Origin of the sequence: Corynebacterium segmentosum (genome assembly GCF_900637825.1) — a bacterium.
In the GTDB taxonomy this organism is placed as follows: domain Bacteria; phylum Actinomycetota; class Actinomycetes; order Mycobacteriales; family Mycobacteriaceae; genus Corynebacterium; species Corynebacterium accolens.
In genome coordinates this window covers 785926-811103 of the sequence record NZ_LR134408.1, presented here as the reverse complement: position 1 = coordinate 811103, position 25178 = coordinate 785926, and the positions used below count along the sequence as shown (strand labels likewise).

At 60.9% G+C, this 25178-nt stretch carries 21 protein-coding genes; 10 read left to right on the top strand and 11 right to left on the bottom strand.

All coding sequences use genetic code 11. The annotated features are described in order from the left end of the window. Nucleotides 1-47: 47 nt before the first annotated feature. On the bottom strand, nt 48-1043 hold the full coding sequence (locus EL217_RS03970; protein WP_126318683.1) for a nitronate monooxygenase: 996 nt from the start codon (nt 1041-1043) through the stop codon (nt 48-50). A 35-nt stretch (nt 1044-1078) separates the two neighbouring features. Between EL217_RS03970 and pth the strand changes: the two genes are divergently transcribed. Further along, nucleotides 1079-1726 carry an aminoacyl-tRNA hydrolase gene (gene pth, locus EL217_RS03965; protein ID WP_126318681.1) on the top strand — a complete coding sequence of 216 codons (648 nt, stop codon included), beginning with the start codon at nt 1079-1081 and terminating at the stop codon, nt 1724-1726. On the opposite strand, the gene EL217_RS03960 is transcribed toward pth, so the two are convergent. Together EL217_RS03960 and EL217_RS03955 are read right to left on the bottom strand one after the other, a co-directional pair. Continuing rightward, on the bottom strand, nt 1723-2415 hold the full coding sequence (locus EL217_RS03960; protein ID WP_005279976.1) for a potassium channel family protein: 693 nt from the start codon (nt 2413-2415) through the stop codon (nt 1723-1725). The genes pth and EL217_RS03960 overlap by 4 nt on opposite strands. Then, the gene (locus EL217_RS03955; RefSeq protein ID WP_126318679.1) at nt 2408-3760 is read right to left on the bottom strand and encodes a TrkH family potassium uptake protein; all 1353 of its coding nucleotides are present in this window, start codon (nt 3758-3760) and stop codon (nt 2408-2410) included. The genes EL217_RS03960 and EL217_RS03955 overlap by 8 nt, the downstream gene beginning before the upstream one ends. Before the next feature lie 117 nt (nt 3761-3877). Here EL217_RS03955 and EL217_RS03950 point away from each other — a divergent pair, with 117 nt between their 5' ends. Both EL217_RS03950 and EL217_RS03945 read left to right on the top strand, forming a co-directional pair. Then, nucleotides 3878-4714 (top strand): SDR family NAD(P)-dependent oxidoreductase, encoded by an 837-nt coding sequence (locus EL217_RS03950; protein ID WP_005282036.1) that lies wholly within the window; start codon nt 3878-3880, stop codon nt 4712-4714. Nucleotides 4715-4738: 24 nt separating this feature from the next. Next, nucleotides 4739-6373 (top strand): peptide chain release factor 3, encoded by a 1635-nt coding sequence (locus EL217_RS03945; protein WP_126318677.1) that lies wholly within the window; start codon nt 4739-4741, stop codon nt 6371-6373. Nucleotides 6374-6390: 17 nt separating this feature from the next. On the opposite strand, the gene EL217_RS03940 is transcribed toward EL217_RS03945, so the two are convergent. Further along, complete coding sequence (locus tag EL217_RS03940) at nt 6391-7953, bottom strand: TrkA C-terminal domain-containing protein (RefSeq protein ID WP_126318675.1); 1563 nt, start codon at nt 7951-7953, stop codon at nt 6391-6393. A gap of 153 nt (nt 7954-8106) precedes the next feature. After that, complete coding sequence (locus EL217_RS03935) at nt 8107-8976, bottom strand: patatin-like phospholipase family protein (protein ID WP_126318673.1); 870 nt, start codon at nt 8974-8976, stop codon at nt 8107-8109. A 74-nt stretch (nt 8977-9050) separates the two neighbouring features. Between EL217_RS03935 and EL217_RS03930 the strand changes: the two genes are divergently transcribed. Together EL217_RS03930 and EL217_RS03925 are read left to right on the top strand one after the other, a co-directional pair. After that, nucleotides 9051-9434 (top strand): hypothetical protein, encoded by a 384-nt coding sequence (locus EL217_RS03930; RefSeq protein ID WP_126318671.1) that lies wholly within the window; start codon nt 9051-9053, stop codon nt 9432-9434. Next, entirely contained in the window at nt 9434-9973 is a 540-nt protein-coding gene (locus EL217_RS03925; protein WP_126318668.1) for a gamma carbonic anhydrase family protein, read from the top strand. The genes EL217_RS03930 and EL217_RS03925 overlap by 1 nt, the downstream gene beginning before the upstream one ends. 7 nt (nt 9974-9980) lie before the next feature. Here the strand turns inward: EL217_RS03925 and EL217_RS03920 are convergent, their stop codons facing one another. Further along, nucleotides 9981-10634, bottom strand: a complete 654-nt coding sequence (locus EL217_RS03920; protein ID WP_126318666.1) for a hypothetical protein — start codon at nt 10632-10634, stop codon at nt 9981-9983. A gap of 184 nt (nt 10635-10818) precedes the next feature. On the opposite strand from EL217_RS03920, the gene EL217_RS03915 reads away from it, so the two are divergent. From EL217_RS03915 to EL217_RS03905, 3 genes are read left to right on the top strand one after another with little or no spacing between them, the layout of a single operon-like run. After that, complete coding sequence (locus tag EL217_RS03915) at nt 10819-13197, top strand: MMPL family transporter (protein WP_126318664.1); 2379 nt, start codon at nt 10819-10821, stop codon at nt 13195-13197. Beyond that, entirely contained in the window at nt 13190-13789 is a 600-nt protein-coding gene (locus tag EL217_RS03910) for a TetR/AcrR family transcriptional regulator (protein ID WP_126318662.1), read from the top strand. The genes EL217_RS03915 and EL217_RS03910 overlap by 8 nt, the downstream gene beginning before the upstream one ends. Nucleotides 13790-13814: 25 nt before the next feature. Continuing rightward, complete coding sequence (locus EL217_RS03905; protein ID WP_126318661.1) at nt 13815-14996, top strand: DUF6882 domain-containing protein; 1182 nt, start codon at nt 13815-13817, stop codon at nt 14994-14996. Here EL217_RS03905 and EL217_RS03900 read toward each other — a convergent pair. Continuing rightward, a complete protein-coding gene (locus EL217_RS03900; protein WP_126318659.1) occupies nt 14986-16020 on the bottom strand; it encodes a 3-hydroxyisobutyryl-CoA hydrolase in 1035 nt (344 codons plus the stop codon). The genes EL217_RS03905 and EL217_RS03900 overlap by 11 nt on opposite strands. 68 nt (nt 16021-16088) lie before the next feature. On the opposite strand from EL217_RS03900, the gene EL217_RS03895 reads away from it, so the two are divergent. Beyond that, a complete protein-coding gene (locus EL217_RS03895) occupies nt 16089-16886 on the top strand; it encodes an HAD family hydrolase (protein WP_126318657.1) in 798 nt (265 codons plus the stop codon). Nucleotides 16887-17025: 139 nt separating this feature from the next. Then, complete coding sequence (locus EL217_RS03890) at nt 17026-20193, top strand: acyltransferase family protein (RefSeq protein ID WP_126318654.1); 3168 nt, start codon at nt 17026-17028, stop codon at nt 20191-20193. Nucleotides 20194-20464: 271 nt separating this feature from the next. On the opposite strand, the gene EL217_RS03885 is transcribed toward EL217_RS03890, so the two are convergent. The 4 genes from EL217_RS03885 to EL217_RS03870 all read right to left on the bottom strand — a co-directional run bounded on the left by EL217_RS03885 (nt 20465) and on the right by EL217_RS03870 (nt 25113). Further along, nucleotides 20465-20788, bottom strand: coding sequence for a putative quinol monooxygenase (locus EL217_RS03885; protein ID WP_005279956.1), 324 nt, complete (start codon nt 20786-20788; stop codon nt 20465-20467). A 100-nt stretch (nt 20789-20888) separates the two neighbouring features. After that, nucleotides 20889-21467, bottom strand: a complete 579-nt coding sequence (locus tag EL217_RS03880; protein ID WP_126318652.1) for a hypothetical protein — start codon at nt 21465-21467, stop codon at nt 20889-20891. A 137-nt stretch (nt 21468-21604) separates the two neighbouring features. Continuing rightward, entirely contained in the window at nt 21605-23338 is a 1734-nt protein-coding gene (locus tag EL217_RS03875; RefSeq protein ID WP_126318650.1) for an alpha/beta-hydrolase family protein, read from the bottom strand. After that, nucleotides 23305-25113: an ABC-F family ATP-binding cassette domain-containing protein gene (locus EL217_RS03870; protein ID WP_126318648.1), complete on the bottom strand. Its 1809-nt coding sequence runs from the start codon at nt 25111-25113 to the stop codon at nt 23305-23307. The genes EL217_RS03875 and EL217_RS03870 overlap by 34 nt, the downstream gene beginning before the upstream one ends. Nucleotides 25114-25178: the final 65 nt, after the last annotated feature.

Sequence of the window (25178 nt, the reverse complement as noted above, 5' to 3'; positions counted from 1 at the left end):
CTATTTCGGGGGTGGCTAGCAATCTTCGCCCCAAATTTTAGCGTGTATCAGTGTTTGTTTTGGCATAGGGAGTCCAGAATGTCTGCGACACTACCCCCGCGGATTTTGGCCGCCGGCTCACCTACGAGGCAGTAGGCTACGGCGTCATCGTGCTGCGCTCGGCGTTCCTTGAGCACGGAATTAAGCATGGGATATACCGGGGGTACATCGGGGTGGGCGCGGGTGTAGTCGTTTTCCAAGCCGCGAGCATGGCGCCCCGAAAAAGCGCGGTTGGATACGGTGGCCCCGCCACGCTGGAGAAGCTTGCGGTTGTAGTCACTGGTTCCGGCTTCTTTACTCAGCAAAAAGGCAGAGCCGCACGATGCGGCGGCCACGCCGGGCAGGCTTAATACCTGGGTTACTTCTCTTGCTGTGCGCAACCCACCTGCGGCAATCAGCGGGATGTTTGGTGCGACCGCGTGGACGGCTTCGTGGACGGCGGCAATGAGCTCTGCCAGGGGTCGATCATCGGGAAGCGCGGTACGGTCCCACGTGCCGCGGTGCCCACCGGCAGCGGGCCCTTGTACACACAGCGCGTCCACTCCCAGCGTGGCGGCGGCGCGGGCCTCGTCGGGCGTGGTGACGGTGGTCCAAGCTTCGGCACCAGCGGCGTGGATGCGGGCAAGCTGCTCAGAGTCAAAGGTGCCGAACATAGACCACGCGACGCGCGCGCCGCCCTGGAGCGCCAGCTCGAGCTTGTCATGGAAGCCGAAGGAATAATCGGGATCCGGCAGCGTGGCACCTTCGGCCGCAGCCAATTCCGCGGCGGCGGCCAACTGCTCGGGTGTTAACGGATCCTGCGGGCAAAACAGGTTCACCCCAAAGGGGATGCCGGCGCAGGCATCAATCTGGCTGCGGGCAGAGTCCACGCTGGCAGACCCGAGTCCCAGGGTGCCAAAGGAACCGGCCTGATGCGCGGCGCGCACCAGATCCACGGTGGTAGGCCCGCCCGCCATGGGCGCTGGTATTACGGTTCGTCGCAAAGATTGAATAACCTGGCTCATAGGAAACTACTGTACCGAGCTAGAAAGGCGCATTCGTGGCAGCTTTGACAGATTTTATTGCCCGGATTTTCTGCGGTCCCTCGCCAGTGCAGCAGGGGCTGGATCCGGCCGAGTTGGAGGCAGACTGGCTCATCATTGGCCTGGGAAATCCCGGCGCGAAGTACGCCGCCACGCGCCATAACGTGGGATATATGGCCGTGGACGATGTGCTTGCCCAAGGCGGCGACGTGCTCGAGCCGGTGCGCGGGATGGACCTCGAGGTAGCCCCGCTGCGCTGGGGCGATACCCGCGTACTGGCGGTGCGCACGATAACGTTTATGAATCTCTCTGGCGATCCGATTGCCCCGCTGGCGCGGGCTTTGGGTGTTGCGGCAGACCACATCATCGTCATCCACGATGAGCTCGACCTGCCGGCCAATAAGATTCGTCTGAAGCAGGGCGGCAATGAAAATGGGCACAACGGGCTGAAGTCGCTCACGCACAACCTGGGTACGCGGGATTATGTGCGCGTGCGCATTGGCATCGCGCGCCCGCCCAAGGGCTCGTCGATTCCGGATTATGTTTTAGCACCTGTCGATGCCGGCCCCGGCTTCGATACCGCCATCGCCACCGCCGCCGAAGCCGCCCAACTCATCGCAACGCAAGGGCTCGTACAAGCCCAAAACCGCATTCACTCGCGCTAGGACTGGGAAAATTTCTCCAGCGCCTGCGGGCTGCCGGCGGCGACGATGAAGTCGGTGGGGGCGAGCTGGGTGGCATCGGCAAGCGGGGCCCAAGCACCCTCCGCCTGGCAGACCGAGACCAATTGCACGTGGTGGGTGCGCCAAACCTCGCCCAGATCGAGCGGACGCCCTGTAACCGAAGAGGGCGCGGCCATCTGCGTCACTCCGTAATACGGGGCGATCTCAGCAAAGTCGCGGAAGCGCCCGCCCAAGAGGTAGGCCACGCGGCGGCCGGTATCGCGCTCCGGGCGGATGACGTGGTGGGCGCCAATCTGGCGCAGGATGCGCTCGTGGGCCTCCGAATTGGCCTTAGCCCAAATATCCTTGACGCCCAGCTCCACCAGGTTGGAGACGGTGAGGATGGACGCCTCCAGGTGCGAGCCGATGCCCACGATGACCCGCTCCACCTCGTCGATGCCTAGTTGGCGGAGCGCCGCCGGATCGGTGGTATCCGCGGAAATAGCCTCGGTTAAGTGCGGTGCTCGTTCGCGCACGATCTTTTCATCGGAATCGATTCCAAGGACCTCTACCCCATGGCCCATGAGTTCGCTTGCCAGGGAGCAACCAAACCGCCCCAAGCCAATGACGACGACCGGGGCGATGTCGAGGGTGGCGCGGGAGTGGCCCAACGCCTTAAAAATGCTAGCCAATGAAGGGCCTTTCTTCGGGGTAGCTGTAGCGGCGGCTTAAATTCTTTGCTGCCAACGCTGCTACCAGGGTGGTTGGGCCAACGCGGCCCAGGTACATGATGAAGCACAGCACGATTTGGGAGGGTGCGGACAAGCTGGCGGTAATCCCGGTGGATAGGCCCACGGTGGCAAAGGCGGACATGACCTCGAAAGAGACCTGATCGCCGGAAAATTGCGGGTCGAAAAAGCGCAGCGCCGCCACGCCAAGGGTCACCACCAGCACGCCGGCGAAGCTCAATGCTAGCGCCTGTCGGGTCACACTATGGGGAAGGCTGCGGTGGTAGATGGAGGTCTTTTCCTTGCCCAAGAACTCCGCGGCCATGGCGGCCAATAGCACGCACGCGGTGGTGACCTTGATGCCGCCGGCGGTACCGGCCGAGCCGCCGCCGATGAACATCAAGGTATCGGTGCCCATGAGCGTTACCGGGTGAACCTCACCGTAGTCGAAGGTATTAAATCCGGCCGTGCGCGGGGAGACGCTGGCAAAGAACGCGTTGAGAATTTTCTCGCCCCACGACATCGGCGCCAGCACGCCATTCCACTCCGTAAGGGCAAAAAATATCGTGCCAGCTACGAGCAGTACGCCGGTGGCCGCCAGGGTCATGCGGGCCGTAATTGAGATGCGACGCGTCGCCTCTGACCCGCGACGCACGTGGCGCACCAATTCCGCCCAGACTGGAAAACCCAGCCCGCCGCCGATGACCGCCCCGGCCAGCGGCAAGAGGATCCAGGCATCGCCCACAAAGGGCACGAGGTTATCGCTATTGGTGCTAAACCCAGCGTTATTAAAGGCCGAAATGGCGTGGAAGATGCCCTCCCATAGCGCCCGCGGGAAGGAATGCCCGTAGCCCACCATAAGCCGCGCGGTGACCGCCGTGGCGATAATGCTTTCTACCACCGCGGTAAAGGCGAAGGTGAAAATCAGGGTGCGGCGAATGCCACCGGCGAGGATAGGCCGGCTTTCATAGGCGCCGGTCTTGCGCGCCTTAAAGCTAATCCGGCCGGTTAAAAGCAGGCCGGATAGCGAGGCCAGCGACATAATGCCCAAACCGCCCAGTTGGATAAGGGCCAAGATGACCACTTGCCCGGCTGGGCTCCAGAAACTGCCGGTATCGACCACGACCAGCCCGGTCAATGAGACCGCGGAGGTCGCGGTGAAAAGGGCGGATGAAAACGAGGCGCGGGAATCTCCGGCCTCGGCGAACGGCAGCAATAACAATACCGTTCCTATCAGGATGAGCAGTAGAAACCCGGTGGCGGTTAGCCGCGCTGGTCCCCACTGCCGCAGAAAAAGCAGGCGCTTCACAAGCCGGAAGTATAGACCTGTCCAGACCCAAGCGGAACTGCACGGCGGGATGCCGCGGATAAATATCACGGAAGGATATCGCGGACGGATGTCACGGCCGCGGCTAGAATCAGGCCCATGACTTCGCCGTACTCAGCAGCTAGGACAATCGTGATTACCGGGGCTTCGTCAGGCATTGGTGCCGCGGCCGCCCGGCAGATTCACCGCACCCGCCCGCAGGATAACCTCGTCATCATTGGCCGCAATCCGGACAAGACTAAGGCCGTTGCTCAAGAGGTAGGCGGGCAGTATTTCCTCGCCGATTTCGAGTCACTGGCTCAGGTCCGCCAGCTGGCCGATGACCTGCAGCAGCTAGAGCGCATCGATGCCTTGGGCAATAATGCCGGCGGTATTTTCGATGGACCCACCATGACCGCCGATGGATTCGAGCGCACGTGGCAGGTCAACGTGGTCGCGCCGTTCCTGTTGACGTCCCTGCTACAAGACAAGCTGCGCGAGAGTAACGCCACCGTGGTCAACACGGCGTCGTTGGCCAATATGGTGATGTCGAATTTCGATCCGGCAGATCCCAATACGCTGGAGCATTTCAGCCCAGAGCGCGCCTACGGCAATGCCAAGCTGGCGGATATCTTGCTCGCCCGCTTTATCGATGCCCACGGCATCAACGCGGTGTCCTTTCACCCGGGCGTTTTAGCTACCGAGTTTGGCAAGTCCTCCACGGGGCTTACGGGCAAGTTGTACTCCGGGGTCATCGGCAAGGCCTTTGGCACCGCAGAGGCCGGCGGCGAGAACTTGGCCTACTTCCTTACCGGCACCGAGGGCATCCATTTCCAGTCCGGGGAGTATTACAATAATAGGCGCACGCTGGGCGTGCAGCGCCCGATTGCGAAGAATACCTCCGTGGCCCACCGCGTCTTTGAGGATCTGGGCCGCCGCCTCAATGTGGAGTGGTAGCGCTCAAGCATTAGACTATGGCGCATGAGTTCTGTCGCTTTTGAGGCCTCGCGCCGCCGCACGTTCGCCGTTATCGCCCACCCGGATGCCGGTAAGTCCACGCTGACGGAGGCGCTGGCGCTGCATGCGCACGTGATTAATGAGGCCGGCGCGGTCCACGGCAAGGGCAACCGCAAGTCCACCGTGTCTGACTGGATGGATATGGAGAAAAACCGCGGTATCTCCGTGGCTTCGTCTGCGCTGCAGTTTGAATACGCCCCGGAGGGACACGAGGGCGAGCCTTATATGATCAACCTGGTCGATACCCCAGGTCACGCGGACTTTTCGGAGGATACCTACCGCGTGCTTACCGCCGTGGATGCCGCAGTGATGCTTATCGATGCCGCCAAGGGCCTCGAGCCGCAGACCCTCAAGCTCTTCCGCGTCTGTAAGGCGCGCGGCCTGCCCATCGTCACGGTGATCAACAAGTGGGACCGCGTGGGCCGCGAGCCGCTCGAGCTCGTTGATGAGATCGTGAATGAAATCCAGCTTCAGCCCACCCCGCTGTACTGGCCGGTGGGTATGGCGGGCGACTTCCGCGGCCTGGCCCACATCAATGATGACGGCGAGGCCGATAACTACATCCACTTCATCCGCACCGCCGGTGGTTCCACCATCGCGCCGGAAGAGCACTACGATCCCGCGGCCGCAGAAGAAAAGGAAGAGGATGTGTGGGAAACCGCGGTGGAAGAAGCCGAGTTGCTTGCCGCCGATGGCGCGCTGCACGATCAAGAGCTCTTTGAGCAGTGCGTGACCTCCCCGCTCATCTTCGCCTCGGCCATGTTGAACTTCGGTGTCCACCAGATCCTGGATACCCTGTGCGCCATCGCCCCAGCCCCGCATTCCCGCGAATCCGACCCCAAGGCCGTGGAAGCGGCCACCAGCGCCATCGATGAGGTGCGTGAGGTGGCCGATGACTTTTCCGGCGTCGTTTTCAAGGTGCAGGCGGGCATGGACCAAAAGCACCGCGATAACCTGGCGTTTATGCGCGTGGTTTCCGGCGAATTTGAGCGCGGCATGCAGGTCAATCACGCCCAATCCGGGCGCAGCTTTTCCACCAAGTATGCACTGACGGTCTTTGGCCGCACCCGCGATACCGTGGATACCGCGTACCCGGGCGATATCGTGGGGCTCGTCAACGCGGGCGCGCTGGCACCGGGCGACACCATCTACTCCGGCAAAAAGGTCCAGTTCAAGCCCATGCCCCAATTCGCCCCGGAGGCCTTCCGCATCCTGCGGGCGAAGTCGCTGGGCAAGTATAAGGCCTTCCGCAAGGGCTTGGAGCAGCTCTCGGCCGAGGGCGTGGTGCAGATCCTGCGCAACGATGCGCGCGGCGATGCCTCCCCGGTCATGGCTGCGGTCGGCCCCATGCAGTTCGAGGTCATGCAGGCCCGCATGGAATTCGAGTACAACGTCGAAACCGTCACCGAGCCCATCCCCTACTCCGTGGCGCGTCGCACCGATGCCGAATCAGCCCCAGAGCTGGGCCGTCAACGCGGCGTGGAGATCTTTACCCGCCAAGACGGCGAGCTCATCGCCCTATTTGGCGATAAGTGGAAGCTCGCCTTCATTGAAAAAGAACACCCCGAGCTGACCATGGAGACCTTGGTCGCGGATTAATAGAGCGGCTGCCCCCGTCAGAGCAGCATGACCGGGATGACCACGATCTTCATGAACTGCGCCACCACAATGGTGGAGGTATAGCCGGTAAGGATGCGCGAATCCGAGCTGGCGCCCGTGGCGTAATTGACCACCGCGGGCTGGCCAAAAAGCCCGGAAATGCCGCCTGAGGTGCGGGTTTCGGATTGCCCCATAAACCGACTGGCCGCCGCGAAAATCCCGATGATGATAACAGCGATGATCGCGGCCAGCACCATGGATTTCAGGCCCATCCAGGAAAAGGCGGTGGAGACAAAGGCCTCTCCGGAGGACAGGCCCACCGAGGCCAAGAAGATGGCAAGGCCCCACTGCTGGAATGCCGTATTGATCGGGGAGGGAATCTGCCACGGAATGCGGCTGGTGCGGTGCAAGGCACCGAGGACCAGTCCGGTGATCAGTGGGCCCAGCGCGAACCCGAGCTCGAAGGACGCGCCACCGGGCAGCGGAACCACGATAAGCGAAATAAGGTAGCCGATGGTCAGCCCACCGCCGAGTGCTACCCAGTTAAGCTGCGAGTATGCGGTCACGGAATCGCCAAAGTAATCGCGGACATCGCCCAGGCGATCGTGTTTGACCACGATCTCTAGGTCATCGCCGGATTCCAGGTGGGTCTCGTTGGTGGCAAGGAATTCCTCATCGCCGCGGCGCACCCGCACAATCCGCGCGCCGTAGCGCGAAAAGAGGTTGAGCTCCTTGACCTTGCGTCCCTCGATATCCTCGTTGGAGATGGCCACGGTCTCATTGACCAGACGCTTATCCACAAACGGGGTTTGGGGCTGACGCTTTCCCAAGGCATCGGTAAGCTCCTTAGCTTTAGCCTTGGTCACCAGCACGCGCAGGACATCGCCGCGGTGCAACTCTGGGTTATCGCCCGGCACGTCGACATCGCGGCCGCGGCGGATGGTAGCGATGATGAAATGATCCGCGAATTTCTCGCGCAGCTCAGCATAGGAAATATCGCGGGTGACCTTAATCGTTCGCGAGCGGAAAATCTTTTCCGCCGAGTGGTCTTGGTCCTTCTGCGCTGGCCAGCTATGCCGCAGGACGAATGCCACAAGGAGGATGGCCACGGCCACGCCGACCGGATAGGCCAAGGAGTATCCCACGGCGGGCAGCTCCTCGCCGGATTGCTGCTGGGCCACGGCGAGCGATGCCGTGGACGTCGTTGCACCGGAGAATACGCCGGTCACCGCCAGCGGCGATAACCCCATGAGGCTGCCGATGCCCAGCGCGGCGGCCGCCGCGGCTATTACCGCCACAGTGGCGAGCAGCATGTGTTTTAGCTGGGTGGAAAAGCCCTTGAAGAAGGCCTCGCCGGCAGACAGGCCTTGCATATAGATAAAGAGTCCCAAGCCCAGCTCCTGCAAGGAACTGAGGATATTGTCATCTAGATCAATAAAGGATCCGAAGGCTAAGGCGACAAAAAGGGTACCCGCCGCGCCGAAGCGCAGCGGGCCAAAGGGAATCATGCCAAATAGCGTGCCGAGCACGATCATGAAGAAAATGCTCAGCCAAATATTGCCATCAAAAATCGCTAACACGCTGTGCAATCTTAGGAGCTTGGCGCGATTTAGCTAGCTGAAAATGCTTGGCACCGTGCACCGAATACCGCCATTAGTGCAGCGCACGCGATTACCCCTCCTGATGCCGCCAAGAACCAGGAGGGCGATCTCACACCACCGCGCAGAGGTGAGCTAGTCCAGCAGGAATTCCTTCCACTTCGGCCACTCGGCGTGGGTTTGCGCCTTGCCGGCTTGGTAATTCGCGCGCAGCTTATCCACGTTGCGCTCGGTGGAGGCCACCTGCATGTCTTCGGGGAAAAACAGCTGCGCCTTGCCCTGACGTTCTAGCTCGAGGAGACGGTCCTTGGCCGCGTTATAGATGGGTGGGCGGCCAATGAGGGCATCGGCAATAGCGGGGTATTTACGGAAGACGCGGCGGGTAATCGCCGGGCGCGCCACCTCGGGGCGGACGTACCCGCGCGGCTTGGAGCCGATGAAGAGGAATTTCTCATAGCCGGCTTCTTCAGCCTGCTCGATGGTAATGCCGCCGGACGAGCCCAGGGCGCCGTCCACATAGGGCGAGCCATCGATGATGCGAATCGGCATGAGTAGCGGCAGCGTGGACGAGGCGCGCACCCGCACATACAGATCTTCCGGTTCTGTCACATCATCGCGGGTCCAATACACGGATTCGCCGGTATCGGCCCGCGCGGCGGCGAGCACCATATCCGCTGGGTGCTTACGGTACGCATCCCAGTCAAAGGGCATATCTTTATCCGCGGAGCGCTCATAAATATATTCCGCATTGAAATAGCCATTGCCGCGCACCAGCGATCCCACGCCACCGAAGCTGGGGTTATTGACAAAATCCGTGAAGGATTCTTCCGCGCGCTTGGCATCGTGTGACAGGTAATTGACCGTGTGAGAAGCGCCAGCGGAGACCCCGCCCACCCAGCCAAAGGTGACGTTTTCTTGGATGAGCTTGACTATGCAGGCGGCGGTATAAGAATTGCGCATTCCGCCGCCTTCGATCACAAGGGCGGTGTTACTGGCATCAATCATGGTCTCCCATAGTACGCGCGGCGATGTTACGGCGGTCAACCCGCTACCTGGCTGCGCGGCTAGACTTGAACGCTATGGGAATATTGGAGGCTCTTGCCAAGCTCACCGGAAATGGGGCGCCACACTTGGCGCGGCCCGATTCCGCGGCAACAACCGTGCAGGTGGACCGGCTGGATATTAGGACCGCCGACCAGCTGATCATTATCATCACCGGCCAGCAGGGCGCGCGGGCCCTTGCTGAACTAGCCGGATCGCGCGAGTCCGCCGCCCTCGTCTCCCCCACCACCACGGCGCATTTTCCTGCCGTGACGAAAGACGTCCTGCCGGTCAAAGACCCCAAGCACGGCTGGATCATCCCCATTACGCCGTCGCTGGCGAGCGCGCTTTCTCAGGCTGAGCTTGCAGATGCCTCGGGCGAGTACGAGCTATCCCCTAACCTCGCGGTGGTGGTGGAATAATGCCTATCTATCCTTTCCAAGGCACGCGCCCGCGCATCCACCGCAGCGCTTGGATCGCGCCGAATGCCACCATCATTGGTGATGTGGAAATCGGCCCGGATTCTTCCGTGTTTTATGGCTGCGTGCTACGCGGCGATGTCGGCCCCATCCGCATTGGCAGTAGGTGCAATATTCAGGACAATAGCGTTATCCACGTGGAGCGGGAGGCCCCGTGTGTGCTCGAAGACGATGTCACGGTAGGCCACATGTCCATGCTCCACGGCACGCATGTGGGTGCCGGCAGCCTAGTGGGCATGTCCGCTACCCTGCTGTCTCGCTCCACCATCGGACCCGGTTCGCTCATCGCCGCCGGTGCACTGGTGCGCGAGGGCGCGGATATCCCGGCCCGCTCTTTGGCCGCCGGCGTTCCAGCTTCGGTGCGCCGCGAACTGTCCGCCGAGCAATCCGCGGCGTTTATCCCGCACGCCGCGCGCTACGTGGACATTGCTAAGCAACAATCTGCTACCGCGCTCACGCTTGATGATGTCTACTTTGACTAGCGCATCCTTATAGGTTCACGACACCCATGATGATAAGGAAAGCGGCGACGACATAACCGCCAATGAGCGCGACCCGCGTGCTATTATCGCGCGCCGCCGCAAAAACTCGGCCCGCGGCTGAGTCTGGATGGGCGCGCACGACGGCGATGAAGAGCCCGCAGATCACCGGCAGGGAGAGCGCCAGGGTGGCGTACCACAACAGGCCGCCGTATTGGGCGGCGAGCGAAAGATCCTCGGTGGCCAAGAACATGAGCCCGAAATAAAACGGCACGGAGGTCAGCGATTGCACCACGCCCATCACAAACCCGATAAGCACGGTGATGATAGAAGGCGTGCGCAGCGGTTGCAGCATTCGTCCGATCAAGGCATTGGGTTTTCCCTGGGAATGCCAAGCGCCGAAGGCCAGCGCGATACCGACGATGATGAGGATGCCGCCGGCAATCGGTGACTCCAAGATGGCCGCGATCTGTTCGCGCACGCCCAATAAGACGAACATGACCACGGCCGCGGCCGTGAGAACTCCCAACCAATCGCCCAGGATGACTAGGCCGGCGATCCAGCGGTATTTCCCGCGCGGGAGCATGATGCCGATGGCCACGAGGATGCCAATGAGCAGGGCATTGACCGAATCCAAGAGGGCGAAACTTACCGCGTGAATCATGCGCGATAGTCTACCTATCCTTCCCGCCGCCCTGTGCTCTCTGGCCGCGCCTGGGTTATAGGTCACACTAAAGAGTTACTATACCCACCTGCACCTTATTTTGCACCACATACGCAGGATTGCATAGACTATGCACGATTTTAGAAGCAGCGCCCACCTCTCTCACTCATAAAGGAGCTCGCCCATGTCCAAATTCCTCTACCGGCTGGGAAGCTGGTCCTACCGCACGGCATGGCCCTTCCTCGCCTTCTGGCTCATCGTCTTGGTGGCGATGGTTGGCCTCACCGCCGGCTTTGCCAAAACCCCGAACCCCAACTTCGCCATGCCGGAGATGGACTCCACCACCACTCAAGAAGAGATGATGGAGCACTTCGATCAAGATACCGATGCCATGAGCGCCCCGGAGGGCACCGTGGTCATCCAGGCCCCTGCGGGCAAGGAGCTGGGCGATGATGCCGTTGCCGGGGACATCGACAAGCTGCTTCAAGACCTCAAGGACACCGGTGCCCTGAAGAACCAGGATGAGTTGGTCAGCCCGGTCCTCGCCGCCGCAGGCATGGAAAAGCAGATGGGCGAGCAGATGCGGGCCCAGGGCATGCCCGAAGAGCAGATTGCGAAGAACCTGCAGCAGCTGTCCCCGCTGAGCGAGGATAAGACCACCGGCACCGTCACCATCGCCTTCGATGCCGCTGATGTCATGGACATCAATGATGACGATATGGCTGCGGTCACGGATGTCCTGCACCAGCACGACGGCGAAGGCCTTTCCGTTAAGTACCAGGGCAATGCCTTTGCGATGGCCGATGCCGGCATGAATGGCAGCGCTGAACTCATCGGAATGGTGGTTGCCGCCATCGTGCTGCTGGTGACCTTCGGCTCTTTCGTAGCTGCCGGCATGCCGCTAATTTCCGCCGTCATCGGCGTGGGCATTGGTATCCTCGGCGTGCAGCTGGCCACCATCTTTACCGATACCGTCTCCGATATGACCCCGACGCTGGCCTCCATGATCGGCCTGGCCGTGGGCATCGACTACGCCCTGTTCATTGTCAACCGCTTCCGCAATGAGCTCATTACCTCCTCGGGCTTAAATAACCTGACGCCCAAGGAACTGGCCAAGGAACTGAAGAAGATGGATAAGGGCACCCGCGCCCACGGCATGGGCATGGCGCTGGGCACCGCCGGAGGCTCCGTCGTCTTCGCCGGTACCACCGTGGTCATCGCCCTAGCAGCCCTGACCATTATCGGCATCCCATTCCTGTCCACCATGGCTATCGCCGCCGCGGGCACCGTGGTCATCGCCGTGCTAGTGGCCAATACCTTTATCCCCGCCGTGCTGGGGCTGCTGGGCACCAAGATCTTCGCCGGGCGCGTGCCCGGCCCCAAGGTCCCAGACCCCGAAGACGAGAAGCCAACCATGGGCCTGCGCTGGGTCCGCCGCGTGCGCGCCCACCCGTGGCTGCACCTCGGCGTGGGCGTCATCGTGCTTGCCATCCTGGCCATCCCGTTTGCGAATATGCGCCTAGCCATGCCTACCGATGGCTCCGCCAAACCCGGCACCCCGCAGCGCGAGGCCTACGAGATGTCCGAGGAGGCCTTTGGTCCAGGCCGCAATGCCCCGATGATCGCCTTTGTCAATGTGGAAGACGTCTCCGAGCAAGACCGCATGCCGGTCTTCCAGGATCTGCTCCACAAGTTCAATGACACCGAAGGCGTAGACAACGCCCAAATCATCCAAACCACGGACAATGGCGATGCCGCCCAGATCATGATCACGCCGACGACAGGTGCGACCGATGAGAAAACCACCGAGACCTTGGAACGCCTGCGCGAGTACCGGGGCGAGTTTTCTAAGGACGGCGGCTCCTACGGCATTACCGGCATCACCCCGATCTTCGACGATGTTTCTGAGCGGCTCAATAGCGTGCTTGTTCCCTATGTGGCCATCGTCTTGGGCCTTGCCTTCATCGTGTTGATGCTGGTCTTCCGCTCCATCTGGGTCCCGCTCATCGCCGCCGCAGGCTACGGGCTGTCCGTGGCCGCCACCTTCGGTATTACCGTCGGCATCTGGCAAGAGGGCATGTTCGGCCTCGTCAACGACCCGCAGCCGCTGCTATCCTTCCTGCCCATCATGCTCATCGGCCTGACCTTTGGCCTGGCCATGGACTATCAGGTCTTCTTGGTCACCCGCATGCGCGAGGGCTACGTCAGCGGCAAGACCGCTGCCAACGCGACCTCGAATGGCTTTAAGCACGGCGCGCGCGTGGTCACGGCAGCAGCACTCATCATGATTTCGGTCTTCGCAGCCTTCATCTTGATGGACGAGCCATTCATCAAGACCATGGGCTTTGCCCTGGCTATGGGCGTGCTTATCGATGCCTTCGTTATCCGCATGATGGTCATCCCCGCCACCATGTTCCTCCTAGGAGACAAGGCGTGGTGGTTTCCCAAGTGGTTGAATAAGATCGTGCCTAATATGGATATCGAGGGCGAAGCCCTGCACAAGGAGCGCGAGGCGCTCCTAGGCTTTCAACACGACAAGGTAGGAAAGGTTCATCGTGACTAGTTTGCGCGAATCCAAGAAGCGAGCAACGCGCCAGGCCATGTCTGATGCCGCGGCCCGCCTCGCCTTGGACGGCGGCGCTGAGGCAGTCACGGTCTCAGGTATCACCAGCGCCGTCGGGGTCTCCCCGCGCACATTCCACAATTATTTTTCTTCGGTGGCGGATTCCCTCTTGCACTACACCGCGGATGTCCTCGAGGCATTCGCAGAAGATATTCCCACCGCATTTCCCGGCGAGCCCATCTCTTCGGTCTTGGAATTAACGCTCATTGATGCCCTCGACAACGAATACATGGAGCTGCGCTCGCTGCACAGCCTGTTCAAAATCGGCGAAGCGATGGAAAACCTCAGCCACACCGCCGAGGAAAAGAAGAAATTCGATAGCGTCACCCACAGGATCATCGCTGCTTTTCAAGAGCGCTACCCCGAATATTCGACCTTCGAGCTCACCATCATTTTGAACGCGTGCGGCAGCACCGGCAATGCCTGCCAGCAAGAGCTGAAAAGGCGCTGCGAAATGGGCAAGGCGCCCAGCAAACGGGAACGCGATGAGCTGGTCCACCACGCCTTTGCCACCCTGCGCGGCCTCGTATGAGGTTTCAGTATCCTCGTAGGTAATTATGGATACTTCAAATTCGCTTGCCCAGGCCACCCGCGATGCCTGCTTTATTCAGGCGGGCCTTGACGCCGCCTTCCGGGCCCGCCTGGGTGATACCACCGACGTGGAATTTAATTTCCTCACCCCCTCGACGGATGCCGAGGGGCGCCTTAGCCACAATCAGCCCGTGGAAATCCGCTGCAGCTCGTCCTCCAGCGTCAAAGACTTCCGGGGCACGCGCATCGCCGTCATCGATCGCGCCGCCTCGCCCACCTGGCGGTGGGCGATGCAAGCGGAAACCGATCTGCCGCAGGGCGGGGATGATCCGGCGAAGTTTATCCCCCTCGCCCGCCTCCTGGCCGGCAATGCCCCGGTGCTGCGGGCGCGGCAAGGCGATCATGAGGCGATCATCGCCGTGGATTTTCATCCGCGGCTCGATTTTCCCACCAGCATTGCCGCGGGGCTTCGCCGCAGCGCGCCGGACATTGATGAGCAGCGCGCGGTGCACGAACTCGCCCACCACTTGGGCATTACGCTCGCAGAGACTGGCGCGGGCTCCCCTGCGGAGTCTGCCGAGCATTATTCCGATGGAACGACGCTGCATTTTTCTAGAGCACTGGGTGCGCCGCAGATCACGGCAATCGAGCCGGGCATGAAGGATACCCGCATTATCGAGGATGCTTTCTATTACGGCATGGAGCACCAGCTGTATTTCCAGGGCAATTTCCCGGAGGCCACGGTGCACCTCGATCTGGACGGTGCCACGGCGGAGATCCGCCACTCTGGCGGGAGGGACGAGGCCACGGCGGTGCTCATCGCCACCATTTCGGAGGATCAATTCTTGTGGTCTTGGGCCGATCCCGCGGTCAAGGACACCGCAGCCGCGCAGGCTGCCGCGAACCTGTACCGCTTCGGCATCGATCACCAGGTACCGGCGCTAATCCGGCCCGCGCTACCCTTGGACTACGCGCGCGCCCGGCAGGTACCGCAGCTGGCCCTGCCCATCCTGGGCATGTGGACGCTGGTGGGCACCACGCTTGCCGATGGCCGCGTCGGCCTCGCCCTCCTCGATTCCGAGGCGCTGCATCTGCCGCAGCCCACGTCAGCGGCCACGGAGGCAACGCTCGCAGTGACCCCGCCCCGAGAGATCAATGAGGCGCAGGCCCGATCGGCCTACGCCTCCTTCCGCGGGATTAACCTTTAGCTAATACGCCGCGGATGGCGTCTACATCCACCTCCGCGACGCTTGCGGGGTTGAATGCCGCGTCATTGGATTTATCCACCAATACCGCGCGCACGCCATCGGAAAAGTCATCGCGGCGATACATATAAGCGCCCAGTTTCTTTTCCAGCTCGAGGGCATCGCGAATGCTCGAGCACTGCGCCTCTGCCCGGTAGAGCTCCAGCGCGGCCACGATGGAGGTTGGGCAGGCCTGCGCGGTGAGCTTGTCCACCAGCTCCTTCAGCTCCGGGTATTCCTTAGCAGCTGCGGTGATGTCCTGCCAGGAATCGTGGCGGAAGCTGGCCTCGATCCCCTCGATGAGCTCTGCAAGCGGGGCCTCATCTTCTGGCTGCACGGAGTGCTTGTCCAGCGCGGCATCAATGCCCTTGTCAATGACGTCGCTAGCAAAGGCGTCGCCGTCTTTAACGTAGTCAGTAGCCAGCCCGCTCCACACGAGGTCTGCGGCGTACATGCGGTAGCCGGTAATGCCCCAGAACTTCGCGAGTTCTGACGAGGCCTTGCCGCGCGTGCCCACGGCATTTTGGGAGGCATAGGCCATGCCCACATCCGTGACGTAGCCGATATTCATCTCCGGCATGGAGGCGAAGGTCTTGTCCGTGACCACGCAGTGCGAGCCGTGCGCGGATACGCCAAGCCCGCCGCCCATAGCGATTCCATCCACAAGCGCGATGACCGGCTTGGGGTATTCCGCAATATCCCCGTTGAGGGTGTACTCCGAGGCGAAGAAGTCATCGACCTCGTCGTACTTGCCGTCGACGATGCCATCGCGAGCCATGCGGACATCGCCACCCGCGCAATAGGCCTTGGGATTTGTAGAGGTCAAAAGGACCTGCTCTACCTCGTCATCACCCCGCCACTTATCCAAGGCAGCGGCGATGAGATCGATCATTTCTGGGCTGAGAGAGTTGAGAGCCTTTGGGCGGTTGAGCTCAATGACTCCGGTATGGTTGCGGATTGAGGACACGATAGGTGCATCATTAGTCATATCCTCTATTGTGACACACAACTCATGTACCTAGCTACCGTTTGCGACTTCACAGATAGGTCTTAATTTTGCTTCCACAGCTTATCGCCCTAGACATGGACGGCACCCTGCTCGATGGAAACGGCGACTTGCCGCCAGGATTCGCGGCGACCAGCCAGCGCGCAACCGAGCTTGGCGTCACCCTCGTTCCGGCATCTGGGCGCCAGCTCGCCACCCTGCAACAGATGTTTCCTCATGAGGAGACCTTTATTGCAGAAAATGGCTCCGTGGTCGTGCACAATAACGAGCTGCTGAGCACCACTCCCCTGCCGTCATCGGCCGTCCGCGCTGCGGTAGCGGCGCTCGACGCGGTGTCCCAACCCCACACCGTGGTGTTGTGCACGCCAGCTACGGCGTTTGTGGAAAGGGGCATCGACAGCCAAGCCTCCGCCGAGATCTCCAAATACTATAAATCCATCAGCTGGGTAGATGATCTCCATGATCTGCTCGATGAGGAGATCATCAAAATCGCCGCCTTCTGCGCCAATGGCAGCGAAAGGCACCTCCACGAACCGCTGCGTGAGGCCGTGCCTGAGCACAATATCGCGGTATCTGGGGCGGTGTGGCTCGATGTCATGGCGGCCGGGGTAAATAAGGGCGTGGCGCTAGAAACCATGGCGTCGCTGCTGGATATCTCCCAATCCCGCACCGCGGCTTTTGGAGACTTCCTCAACGATTTCGAACTCCTCCAAGCCGCCGGAACCGCCATTGCCATGGACAATGCGCATCCTAAGCTCAAGGCGATTGCCGATACCATCGCCCCGCCCAATACCGAGTATGGGGTGCTGACAGTGCTGAATCAGCTTTTTGACAGCCAACAGGATTAGACTTTCTTCTTTCACCATCTATCCGCCAAAACATTGCCAATTTCCCGCGCCACGCCGTGCTCTCTACTTTGGGTAATGGCGCTTCTCGCGGTCTAAAATTGGCCGACTAGTACATTTTCGTAGTGCAATGGGAGTTCACGTGAATCGTTTTCTGCGCTCGCTGCTGGGGAAGAAAGATTCCGAGCGTAATGAGGCCACGCCGCCCACGACGCGGCAATCAGATGGGCCTACAGGTGATTCCTCCACTGGGGCTTCCACGCCTAATTCCGGTATCCCTACCGGGCCGGATCCACATGCCCGCAATAATCACGAGGCGCGCACGGAACACCAGCCGCCCACCTCGAATGCACAGGATGGCACTAAATCCTCGCACGCACAGCCCACGGATCCCACCCGTGGGTTCGCTCGCCAATCCCGCCAGGTGGGTAACCCCACGCCTCAAGACAAAATCCCTTCCCGAAACCAGGGTGCGCAGACCCCCAAATCCGCTGCCGCCAAAGGCTCTGCCCAAGACAAGCAGAATAATTCTGCCCAGAAGAAAACCGGAGCAAAGCCACACCAGCAGGTAAAGCCTGCCACGCCCAAGAATCCACAGAAACCGCAGCAACCAGCCGCCGAAACGAAGGAATTTCCCGCCAGCCCCGCCAGTGCTTCCCGCGCGTCCGGGACCTCTGGCGCCTCTCGAACTTCCACATCCGCCGGTTCCAAGAATTCTTCCCGCTCCAATAACTCCGCTGGCACTCCTCGGCCTTCCGACGCCAATCGATCCACCGGCACCGGCTCCTCGAAGCCTTCCGACGATGCGAAGAACTCCGCGCAGGGAACCACGGAATTTCCCGCCCAGCAGTCGTGGCCTGCCCAAAGGCCAGAGCAGCGCAAGCCTGAACAGCGCAAAACTGAGCAAAGCAAAGCCGAGCCGCGCAAGCCGGAGCAGCGTAAGCCAGGGCAGCGCACATCTGGGCAGCAACAGCCTGTTCAGCGCGAGCAGGAGCAGCGCCAGCAGGAGCAGCGCCAGCAGGAGCAGCGCCAGCAGGAGCAGCGCCCGCCAGAACAGCGTAAGTCTGCACCGCACCAACCGGAGCAGCAGGCATCCGGATCCGGGCGTCCGCAAGCAGAGCAGCGCAAGCCTGCGCACAAGCCTGCCTCTGCGCAAGAGCAAGAATCAGGGATTCCTGCTGGAGAAAAGGCCGCCGCAATGGGGGCTTCTCAACCACAGCGCATTCCTGCCGAACAGACTGCACGGGAGCACCAGCCCGCGGCCGTTCAGGCTGGCAAGCAGTCTTCTCCGCACGAGACACAAGACGCCAATAAATCGAAATATCCCTTGCAGAACCAGCAGAACGACTCCGAAGTACTCGCAGTCCCGCCAGAGGATAAGAACGTGCGCAAGAAGCGGCACGCGCGGCTGCGCCAAGTCAAGGGCCTTGACGGCCTGCGCGGCCTCGCCGTTATTGCCGTGGTCTTATACCACTTCTTCGGCGATGCCCTACCCGGCGGTTACCTGGGCGTGGACATGTTCTTCGTCCTCTCCGGCTTCCTTATTACCTCGCTGCTCGTGCGCGAGTACCGCACGTCCGGAACGATTAGCCTGAAGGACTTTTGGGTGCGCCGCTTTAGGCGCATCTTGCCCGCCGCCGTCGCCGTACTCGTTTTCTGTACCGCGATCGTCGCGTGGATTGGCGGCGATTTGGCCGTTGGCCTGCGCCAGCAATTCTTCGGCACCCTCTTCTTTGTCAATAACTGGACGCAAATTGCCACCTCGCAATCCTATTTTGCCGATAACGAAGTACAGGTCTTTGCCCACTACTGGTCGCTCGCGGTTGAAGAGCAGTTCTACCTCATCTGGCCGCTGCTCATCCTAGTTATTTTCCGCGCCTCGTCGCGCCAGCCGCGCCGCCTTCCGGTCGTGGTCGCCAGCGTGTTGGGCTTGGCATCCTTTGCGGCCATGTGGTTCATCTTCACCCCAGGCGAAGACCCCACCCGCGTCTACTACGGCACGGATACCCACGCATTCGGCTTGTTGACCGGCGCGGTCCTCTCCTTGTTGATGACCTCTACGAAGTCCGATCCCAACGCGGATTCCTGGGCCACCTCCGGCAAGGTCGAAACCCGCGCCGCCGGCATCATCGGCTTCTTGGCGCTTATCGGCTATGTCGCGCAGCTATTTCTCATGCCTGACGATGCCGAATTTACCTACCGCGGCGGCCTTTTCCTCACCAGCATCCTTGGTGCCCTCATGGTGTGGGGCGTCATCCACGAGTACGGCCCAATGACGCCGCTGTTTAGGACGAAGGTCATGCGCTGGTTCGGTCAGCGTTCCTTCTCGCTGTACCTGTGGCACTGGCCGGTCATCATGATTTTGGAGGCACTGTTCCACGGCAATCAGAATTCTGAGAATACGTGGATTCTGGGCCTTGTCGCCGTCCCCATCTCCCTGATCCTTTCGGAGATTTCTTATCAGTTCATCGAGAACCCATTCCGCCGCGGCGGGTACAAGAAGACATGGAAGAACTACTGGGCTGCGCGCCCAAGCTTCAGCGAGCTCAAGGACGGCTTTGGCAAGGCCATGTGGCCAGTGGTCCCGTTGTTGGTTGTCGCTTCTTTGGTTGGCGTTGTCTACGGCGTGGTCAACTCCAACGATAAGACGGAATTGGAGCAGCAGCTCGACCAGCTCCAGCAGCAAAACCAGAATAATAATCCTGTCCCGCCAGAGGCGGCCGCACCCTCCACGCCGCCTGCCGAAGATAAGGAAGACGACGCAAAGAAAGAGGACGATACTAAGACCCGTCCGATGCCACAGGGCACGAATATCACCGCAATCGGTGACTCGGTAATGCTGGCGGCCAGCGATGCCTTAAGCCAACGCTTCCCCGGCATTTATATCGATGCCGAAGAATCCCGCCACTACGCGTCAGGTATCCAAATCCTCCAACAGATGAAGAACGCCGGCACGCTGCGCGATACCGTCTTCTTGGGCTTTGGTACCAACGGCGCCGCCCAGCCGAACCAAATCAGCCAGGCCATGGATATCATCGGCGAGGATCACACCGTGGTCATGGTGGTTCCCTATGGCGACCGCGAGTGGATGGCGCAGTCCCAGAAGGACGTCATTGACGCCGCCAAGGAGTACGACAACGCCTATATCGCGGACTGGTGTGGCTATGCCAAAAACAATCCGGAGATGCTCTACTCCGATGGCGTGCACCCGCTTCCCGAAGGCGCCAGCGGCTACTCCGATGCCTTCTATAACGCCCTGAAGCAGTACTCCAAATACGACAAGAGCGTCTCTTCGCAATGCCAGGCTTAGTGAAGTCCACGAGGGCAGGCAGCTAACCCCAACTCGGCTAGCCTGCTGCCCCGGCTCCTCACCTCGGCCCCGGCGCCAAACCCGGCCTCAGCTCCAGCCCGCCCTTCGCGCTCACGGGTTCCGTTCTCACGAGCGGGTACCCCGCTCCCTGTGAGCGCGAAGGGCGGGTTCGCAAAGCGCGGGGCTGTAGATCCCGGCTCGAAGTAGTCGCAAAAATAAAGACCGCACTCATGGTTCACATGAGTGCGGTCTTTCGTATTAAGCGGCGAGATTAGTCGACGGCGAACTCGCCCATCTTGTCCCAACCGGTGCGGCCATCGATGTGGACATTGATGATGTCTGGGGTCTCTACGAGGTACTTGGGGAATTCGTCGCAGGCGCGCTTGAAGTGCTCGCCCTGAACGTGCTCTACGTCCTTGCCATCAGCGTAGGACTCGAGCAGCAGGAAGCGCTGAGAGTCTTCCGGATCGCGGTACCACTTGAAGTCGATGCAGCCGGGCTCGGCGTTGCAAGCCTCGGTGTACCAGTTGATCTCATCAAGGAAGGTATCGGCGTATTCAGGCTTTACGTGGAACTGTACGTTAATCAAAATCATGCCCCCGATTCTACCAATGATATGTCCACTACGTCATGGCTGCTCTGCCATGCACGCGGGTCTCGGAAGAATCGGGGGCAGGTTCCGCGAAAGCTAAGAACTAGTTAAGGAAGTACTCCGCGATGTAGATGAACTCGCCGTCAAAGGCGGTGGCGACGCCATAACCGTACTCAGGTCCGGGGGTTACCTCGAGGCCTCGGTTGAACCAGTTGAGGCGCTCTTGGGCTTGTTCTTCGGACAGACGGTAGACGTTGCCCTGGCCTTCCTCGGTGTGGGTAACGCCGTTTGCCACGTCGCCGTAGTACGTTAGCTCACCGTTTGCGCCCTGGTTTGCCCATTCCTGCGCGATGGCGGCAGCGTTCTCATCTGGGTGGTGACCGGCCTGAGCCAAGTGGTCCGCGGTGGCCGCCTGCAAGTCAGCGGCAACCTGTGGAGCCTCGGGCGCCTGTGCCTCAGGGGCGGCTTCAGCCGTGGCCGCTTCTTCCGCGGCCACCTCCGGCTCGGCATCGGGTGCAGCTTGGAGGAAGCTGGGCAAAGTAACGTTGTACTTTTCAGCAAGGGTGGACACCTGCTGTACCTGCGGGGCCGCGGTGAGCTCCGCAGAAGCCGCTGCCGTGGTACCGGACAGGGCGAGTACGGTGGTCAGGACTGCTGCGGTGGCGCTTCGAATCGGCTTCATGTTTTTCAGCTTGTCATAACTTTTCAGAGGGCGAAAGGTTATTACCGGATACGCTCCACTTCGATATGGCTTTGTTATATAAACGGCATTCTGAGTGATCTGGGTTACTGCGCGAGAGGTATAACGTCCCAAGAAGTCTAATAAATACCTACATCGAGTTCATCGAATTGCCGCTGCAGTTCTTCCGAGTCAATGGAACGCGCAACGTCGGGCCCGGCGATGGCCGCAAAGCCATCGAGGACAGAGGTCCCGTAATTATGGCCCACACCGTCGGGCACATCCTTGGCCCCAGGCAGGTCTGCGGCAACTTGCAGGTAGGTAATAATAGGCATCCACTGCATCACGCGCTCACGGGAATAGGAGGTATCTTCCTTCATCCAATCGGGCTCTTTGAAGGCCAATTCGGGCGACCACCAGCTCACCGGATCGGATGGGTGCTGGATATACAGCATACGGGTCCTGCCCCACTCTTCTTCCGGCACGCGTCCCCAGCGGCGAACTTGGTCCACGTCGTTGGCAAAGCGGACCACGAGGCCGCCGGCGTAGACCGGCGAGATTTCCGTGGACCCGGGATCGCGGCGCTCCACAAACTGCGAGCGCAACCGGTTAAAGTGCGGCGGGCCAGTCAATAAGATGCCATCGACGGAATTGGCGATATCGCGCACGCCGGAAAAGGCGGCCTCGATGCCGGTGGTGCCCAAGGATTCGCCATAGAGGTAGAGCTTGGGCCGGTCATCTTCCGGCAAGGAATTCCACCAGTCCACGATGGGGTTGATGAATTCTTCCCCGGCGCGCTCTACTTGGCTACCGCCGCCAAAGAAGTGAAAGACGGACGGCATGGCGGAATACTGTGCGGCGGCGATGGCGGTATCCCCGCCATAGAGCAATTCGAAGGCTTGCGCGGAATAGGACGATACCCAGCCGGTGCCGGTGGTCATGGTCAGCAGGAGGGCCTTGCGGTCCTGGGCGTGGGTGCGCTCGAGCTCATCGATAAGCAATTGCGCCCGCCCCTCATTGGAGTCGCGGTTGCCCAGGCCGGCGTAGGCACGGATGGGCTCCTTGGCGGGTTTGCCGGTCACCTGCTCTAGCTCGTCCTTATGCGCACCGGAGCTTAGGAAGCGGGAGCCTTGCAAGCCCACGCCGTCCCAGTCGACATCGGAAGTAGGCGATCCGGAGCGCTCGCTGAGGGTGGGGCGCTGGGTGTCCGGATCGGGGTCGGCGTTTTGGGCGGTAAATACCCTATCGCCCAAGCTCACGATAGCACCGGGAATGATGTTTTCAACGGTGTAGATGGCAATCACCGCAACGATTAATACCGCCCCCAGGCGGCGGTAGGTGGAGCGAAACCGCTGCGGGAAGCGCCGCGCCAACCAGCGGACCAAAAAGATAATGGAGCGCAGGATCAGCAGGAAGAGGGTAAATACCGCCAGCGCCAAGGGCACCACCAGCAGGTAGCTGGACATGGATGGCGCGGGCACGGAATATACGCTCGCGAGCTCACGCTGCCAGCGCACGGCGATAATAACGAAACCGACCAGCCAGGCGATGAACGCACCTGTGGCGATGCGCGCGAGCAATCGGTAGCGCTTTGGCTCCCAAGCGGAGGCGGCAAGCCAGGGATACTTATCTGCCCATTTGCTCACGACGAAGCGGTACCACACCAGCTTCACGCCGATGCCCACCACGTAGCCGAAACCAGCTGCAAGGCCCGAAATCAGGCCTTGATAGGGCCAATCGCGGGGCAAAATAGACGGAGTAAGGCCCAGGGTAGACAGAATGGCGGCGCCGATAACGCCCCACGGATCGAGGTGGCGGACGATATCGGCGATGCGAGCTTCTACTGCTCGAGCTTCTCCCCTAACTCCAGCCATTCCATCTCCAAATCCTCATAGGCGCTGCGGTTGTCCTTTAATTCCGTATCAAGCCGGGTCATCGCTTCGGTATCGACTTCTTCTGCCGCCGCGGCCAATTTCTCATTGATCTGCGCAGCGGATTTCTCCAGCTTCTGCATCTTCCGCTCAAGCGCATTCATCTTCTTGGTGATTTCGCGCTCTTGCTGGGAAGAAAGCTTCTTTTCCGGCTTCGGCGCCGGCGCACCCGTCTTCTTTTCTCCCAGGTTTATAACCCCAGTGTTCTTGCCGGCCTCGATTTCTTCGCGCTTGCGCAGGTACTCGTCGATGCCGCCGGGAAGGTTCGTCAGCTTGCCATCGCCAAATAGCGCGTACGTATTATCCGCAATGCGCTCGATGAGGTAGCGATCGTGCGAGATGACCACCAGGGTACCCGGCCAGGAATCGAGCAGGGACTCCAGTTCCTGGAGGGTATCGATATCCAGATCGTTGGTGGGCTCATCGAGGAGCAAAACATTGGGTTCTGCCATAAGAACGCGGGTGAGCTGGAGGCGGCGGCGCTCGCCACCAGACAAATCACCGACCGGGGTGCGCTGGCGCTTGGCGGAAAAGCCGAGGCGCTCGGCCAGCTGGGAGGCGCTGAGTTCCTTTTTGCCTAGCTGCACGTAGGTGGCAACGTCCTCGACGGCATCGAGAAGCCGGCGCTGCGGATCCAAGTCATCGAGTTCCTGGCGCAGCCAACCTAAGCGCACGGTTTGGCCCTCGATGCGCTTTCCGGCCGCGAGCTCGTATTCGCCGGCGAGCGTGCGCAGCAGCGTGGTTTTCCCGGAGCCATTCACGCCAACGAGGCCGATGCGCTCGCCCGGGGCTAGGCGCCAGGTGAGGTGATCGACCAAGGTGCGACCATCCGGGGACTTTATCGTGGCATCTTCTAGTTCAATGACCACGCGGCCCTGTCGCTGCTTGGAAAAGGACATAAGCTCAACCTTGTTGCGCGGCTCGGGGACATCCGAAATAAGCGCTTCCGCGGCCTCAATCCGGTAGCGCGGTTTGGAGGTACGGGCCGGCGCCCCGCGGCGCAGCCACGCCAATTCCTTGCGGGCCAAATTTTTGCGACGCTGCTCCATCGCATCGGCCTGGCGGGCGCGCTCGGCGCGGGCGAACGTCCAGTCGTTATAGCCGCCCTCGTAGGCATCGACGGTGCCGTCGTGCACCTCCCACGTCCAGGTGGCGATGGTATCGAGGAACCAGCGATCGTGGGTGACCACGATGACGGCGAGGTTGCGCTTGAGCAGGTGATCCGCCAGCCACTGCACACCTTCCACGTCCAGGTGGTTCGTCGGCTCATCGAGCACCACGAGATCTAAATCCTGCACCAGAGCGGCGGCAAGGTTCACGCGGCGCCGCTCGCCACCAGACAGGGAGCTCACGGGGGCATCCAGCCCCAAGTCCACGATGCCGAGTCCGCCGAGCACGTCGCGCACCTTGGCATTGGAGGCCCATTCATAGGTCTCGAGCTCTAGGGGTTCGATGATCGCCTGAGCGATGGTGAGCTCTTCGGGCAGATCAAAGCGCTGCGTCACCACGGCCATGCGCAGATCCGAGGTATGGGATACGCGGCCGGAATCTGGCGGCTCGATGCCGGTGAGCACTTCCAGCAGGGTGGTCTTACCGCCGCCGTTGACGCCCACGATGCCGATGCGGTCCCCGGTTTGCACGCCGAGGGATACCCCATCAAGGAGAGTTTTTAAGCCATAGGATTTGGTGACTTGCTCGAGGTTAATCAGGTTTGCCATAACAGGGACTCATCTTAATACCTCCCCACCGCTACCCCCGCATTCCCAAACATGTTGCTACCGAA

Bases quoted from the DNA above. Each gene is read 5' to 3' on its own strand.
- EL217_RS03970 (WP_126318683.1), bottom strand. From the start codon at position 1,043: ATGAGCCAGGTTATTCAATCTTTGCGACGAACCGTAATACCAGCGCCC.
- EL217_RS03950 (WP_005282036.1), top strand. From the start codon at position 3,878: ATGACTTCGCCGTACTCAGCAGCTAGGACAATCGTGATTACCGGGGCT.
- EL217_RS03945 (WP_126318677.1), top strand. From the start codon at position 4,739: ATGAGTTCTGTCGCTTTTGAGGCCTCGCGCCGCCGCACGTTCGCCGTT.
- EL217_RS03935 (WP_126318673.1), bottom strand. From the start codon at position 8,976: ATGATTGATGCCAGTAACACCGCCCTTGTGATCGAAGGCGGCGGAATG.
- EL217_RS03930 (WP_126318671.1), top strand. From the start codon at position 9,051: ATGGGAATATTGGAGGCTCTTGCCAAGCTCACCGGAAATGGGGCGCCA.
- EL217_RS03925 (WP_126318668.1), top strand. From the start codon at position 9,434: ATGCCTATCTATCCTTTCCAAGGCACGCGCCCGCGCATCCACCGCAGC.
- EL217_RS03920 (WP_126318666.1), bottom strand. From the start codon at position 10,634: ATGATTCACGCGGTAAGTTTCGCCCTCTTGGATTCGGTCAATGCCCTG.
- EL217_RS03915 (WP_126318664.1), top strand. From the start codon at position 10,819: ATGTCCAAATTCCTCTACCGGCTGGGAAGCTGGTCCTACCGCACGGCA.
- EL217_RS03905 (WP_126318661.1), top strand. From the start codon at position 13,815: ATGGATACTTCAAATTCGCTTGCCCAGGCCACCCGCGATGCCTGCTTT.
- EL217_RS03900 (WP_126318659.1), bottom strand. From the start codon at position 16,020: ATGACTAATGATGCACCTATCGTGTCCTCAATCCGCAACCATACCGGA.
- EL217_RS03885 (WP_005279956.1), bottom strand. From the start codon at position 20,788: ATGATTTTGATTAACGTACAGTTCCACGTAAAGCCTGAATACGCCGAT.
- EL217_RS03880 (WP_126318652.1), bottom strand. From the start codon at position 21,467: ATGAAGCCGATTCGAAGCGCCACCGCAGCAGTCCTGACCACCGTACTC.
- EL217_RS03875 (WP_126318650.1), bottom strand. From the start codon at position 23,338: ATGGCTGGAGTTAGGGGAGAAGCTCGAGCAGTAGAAGCTCGCATCGCC.
- EL217_RS03870 (WP_126318648.1), bottom strand. From the start codon at position 25,113: ATGGCAAACCTGATTAACCTCGAGCAAGTCACCAAATCCTATGGCTTA.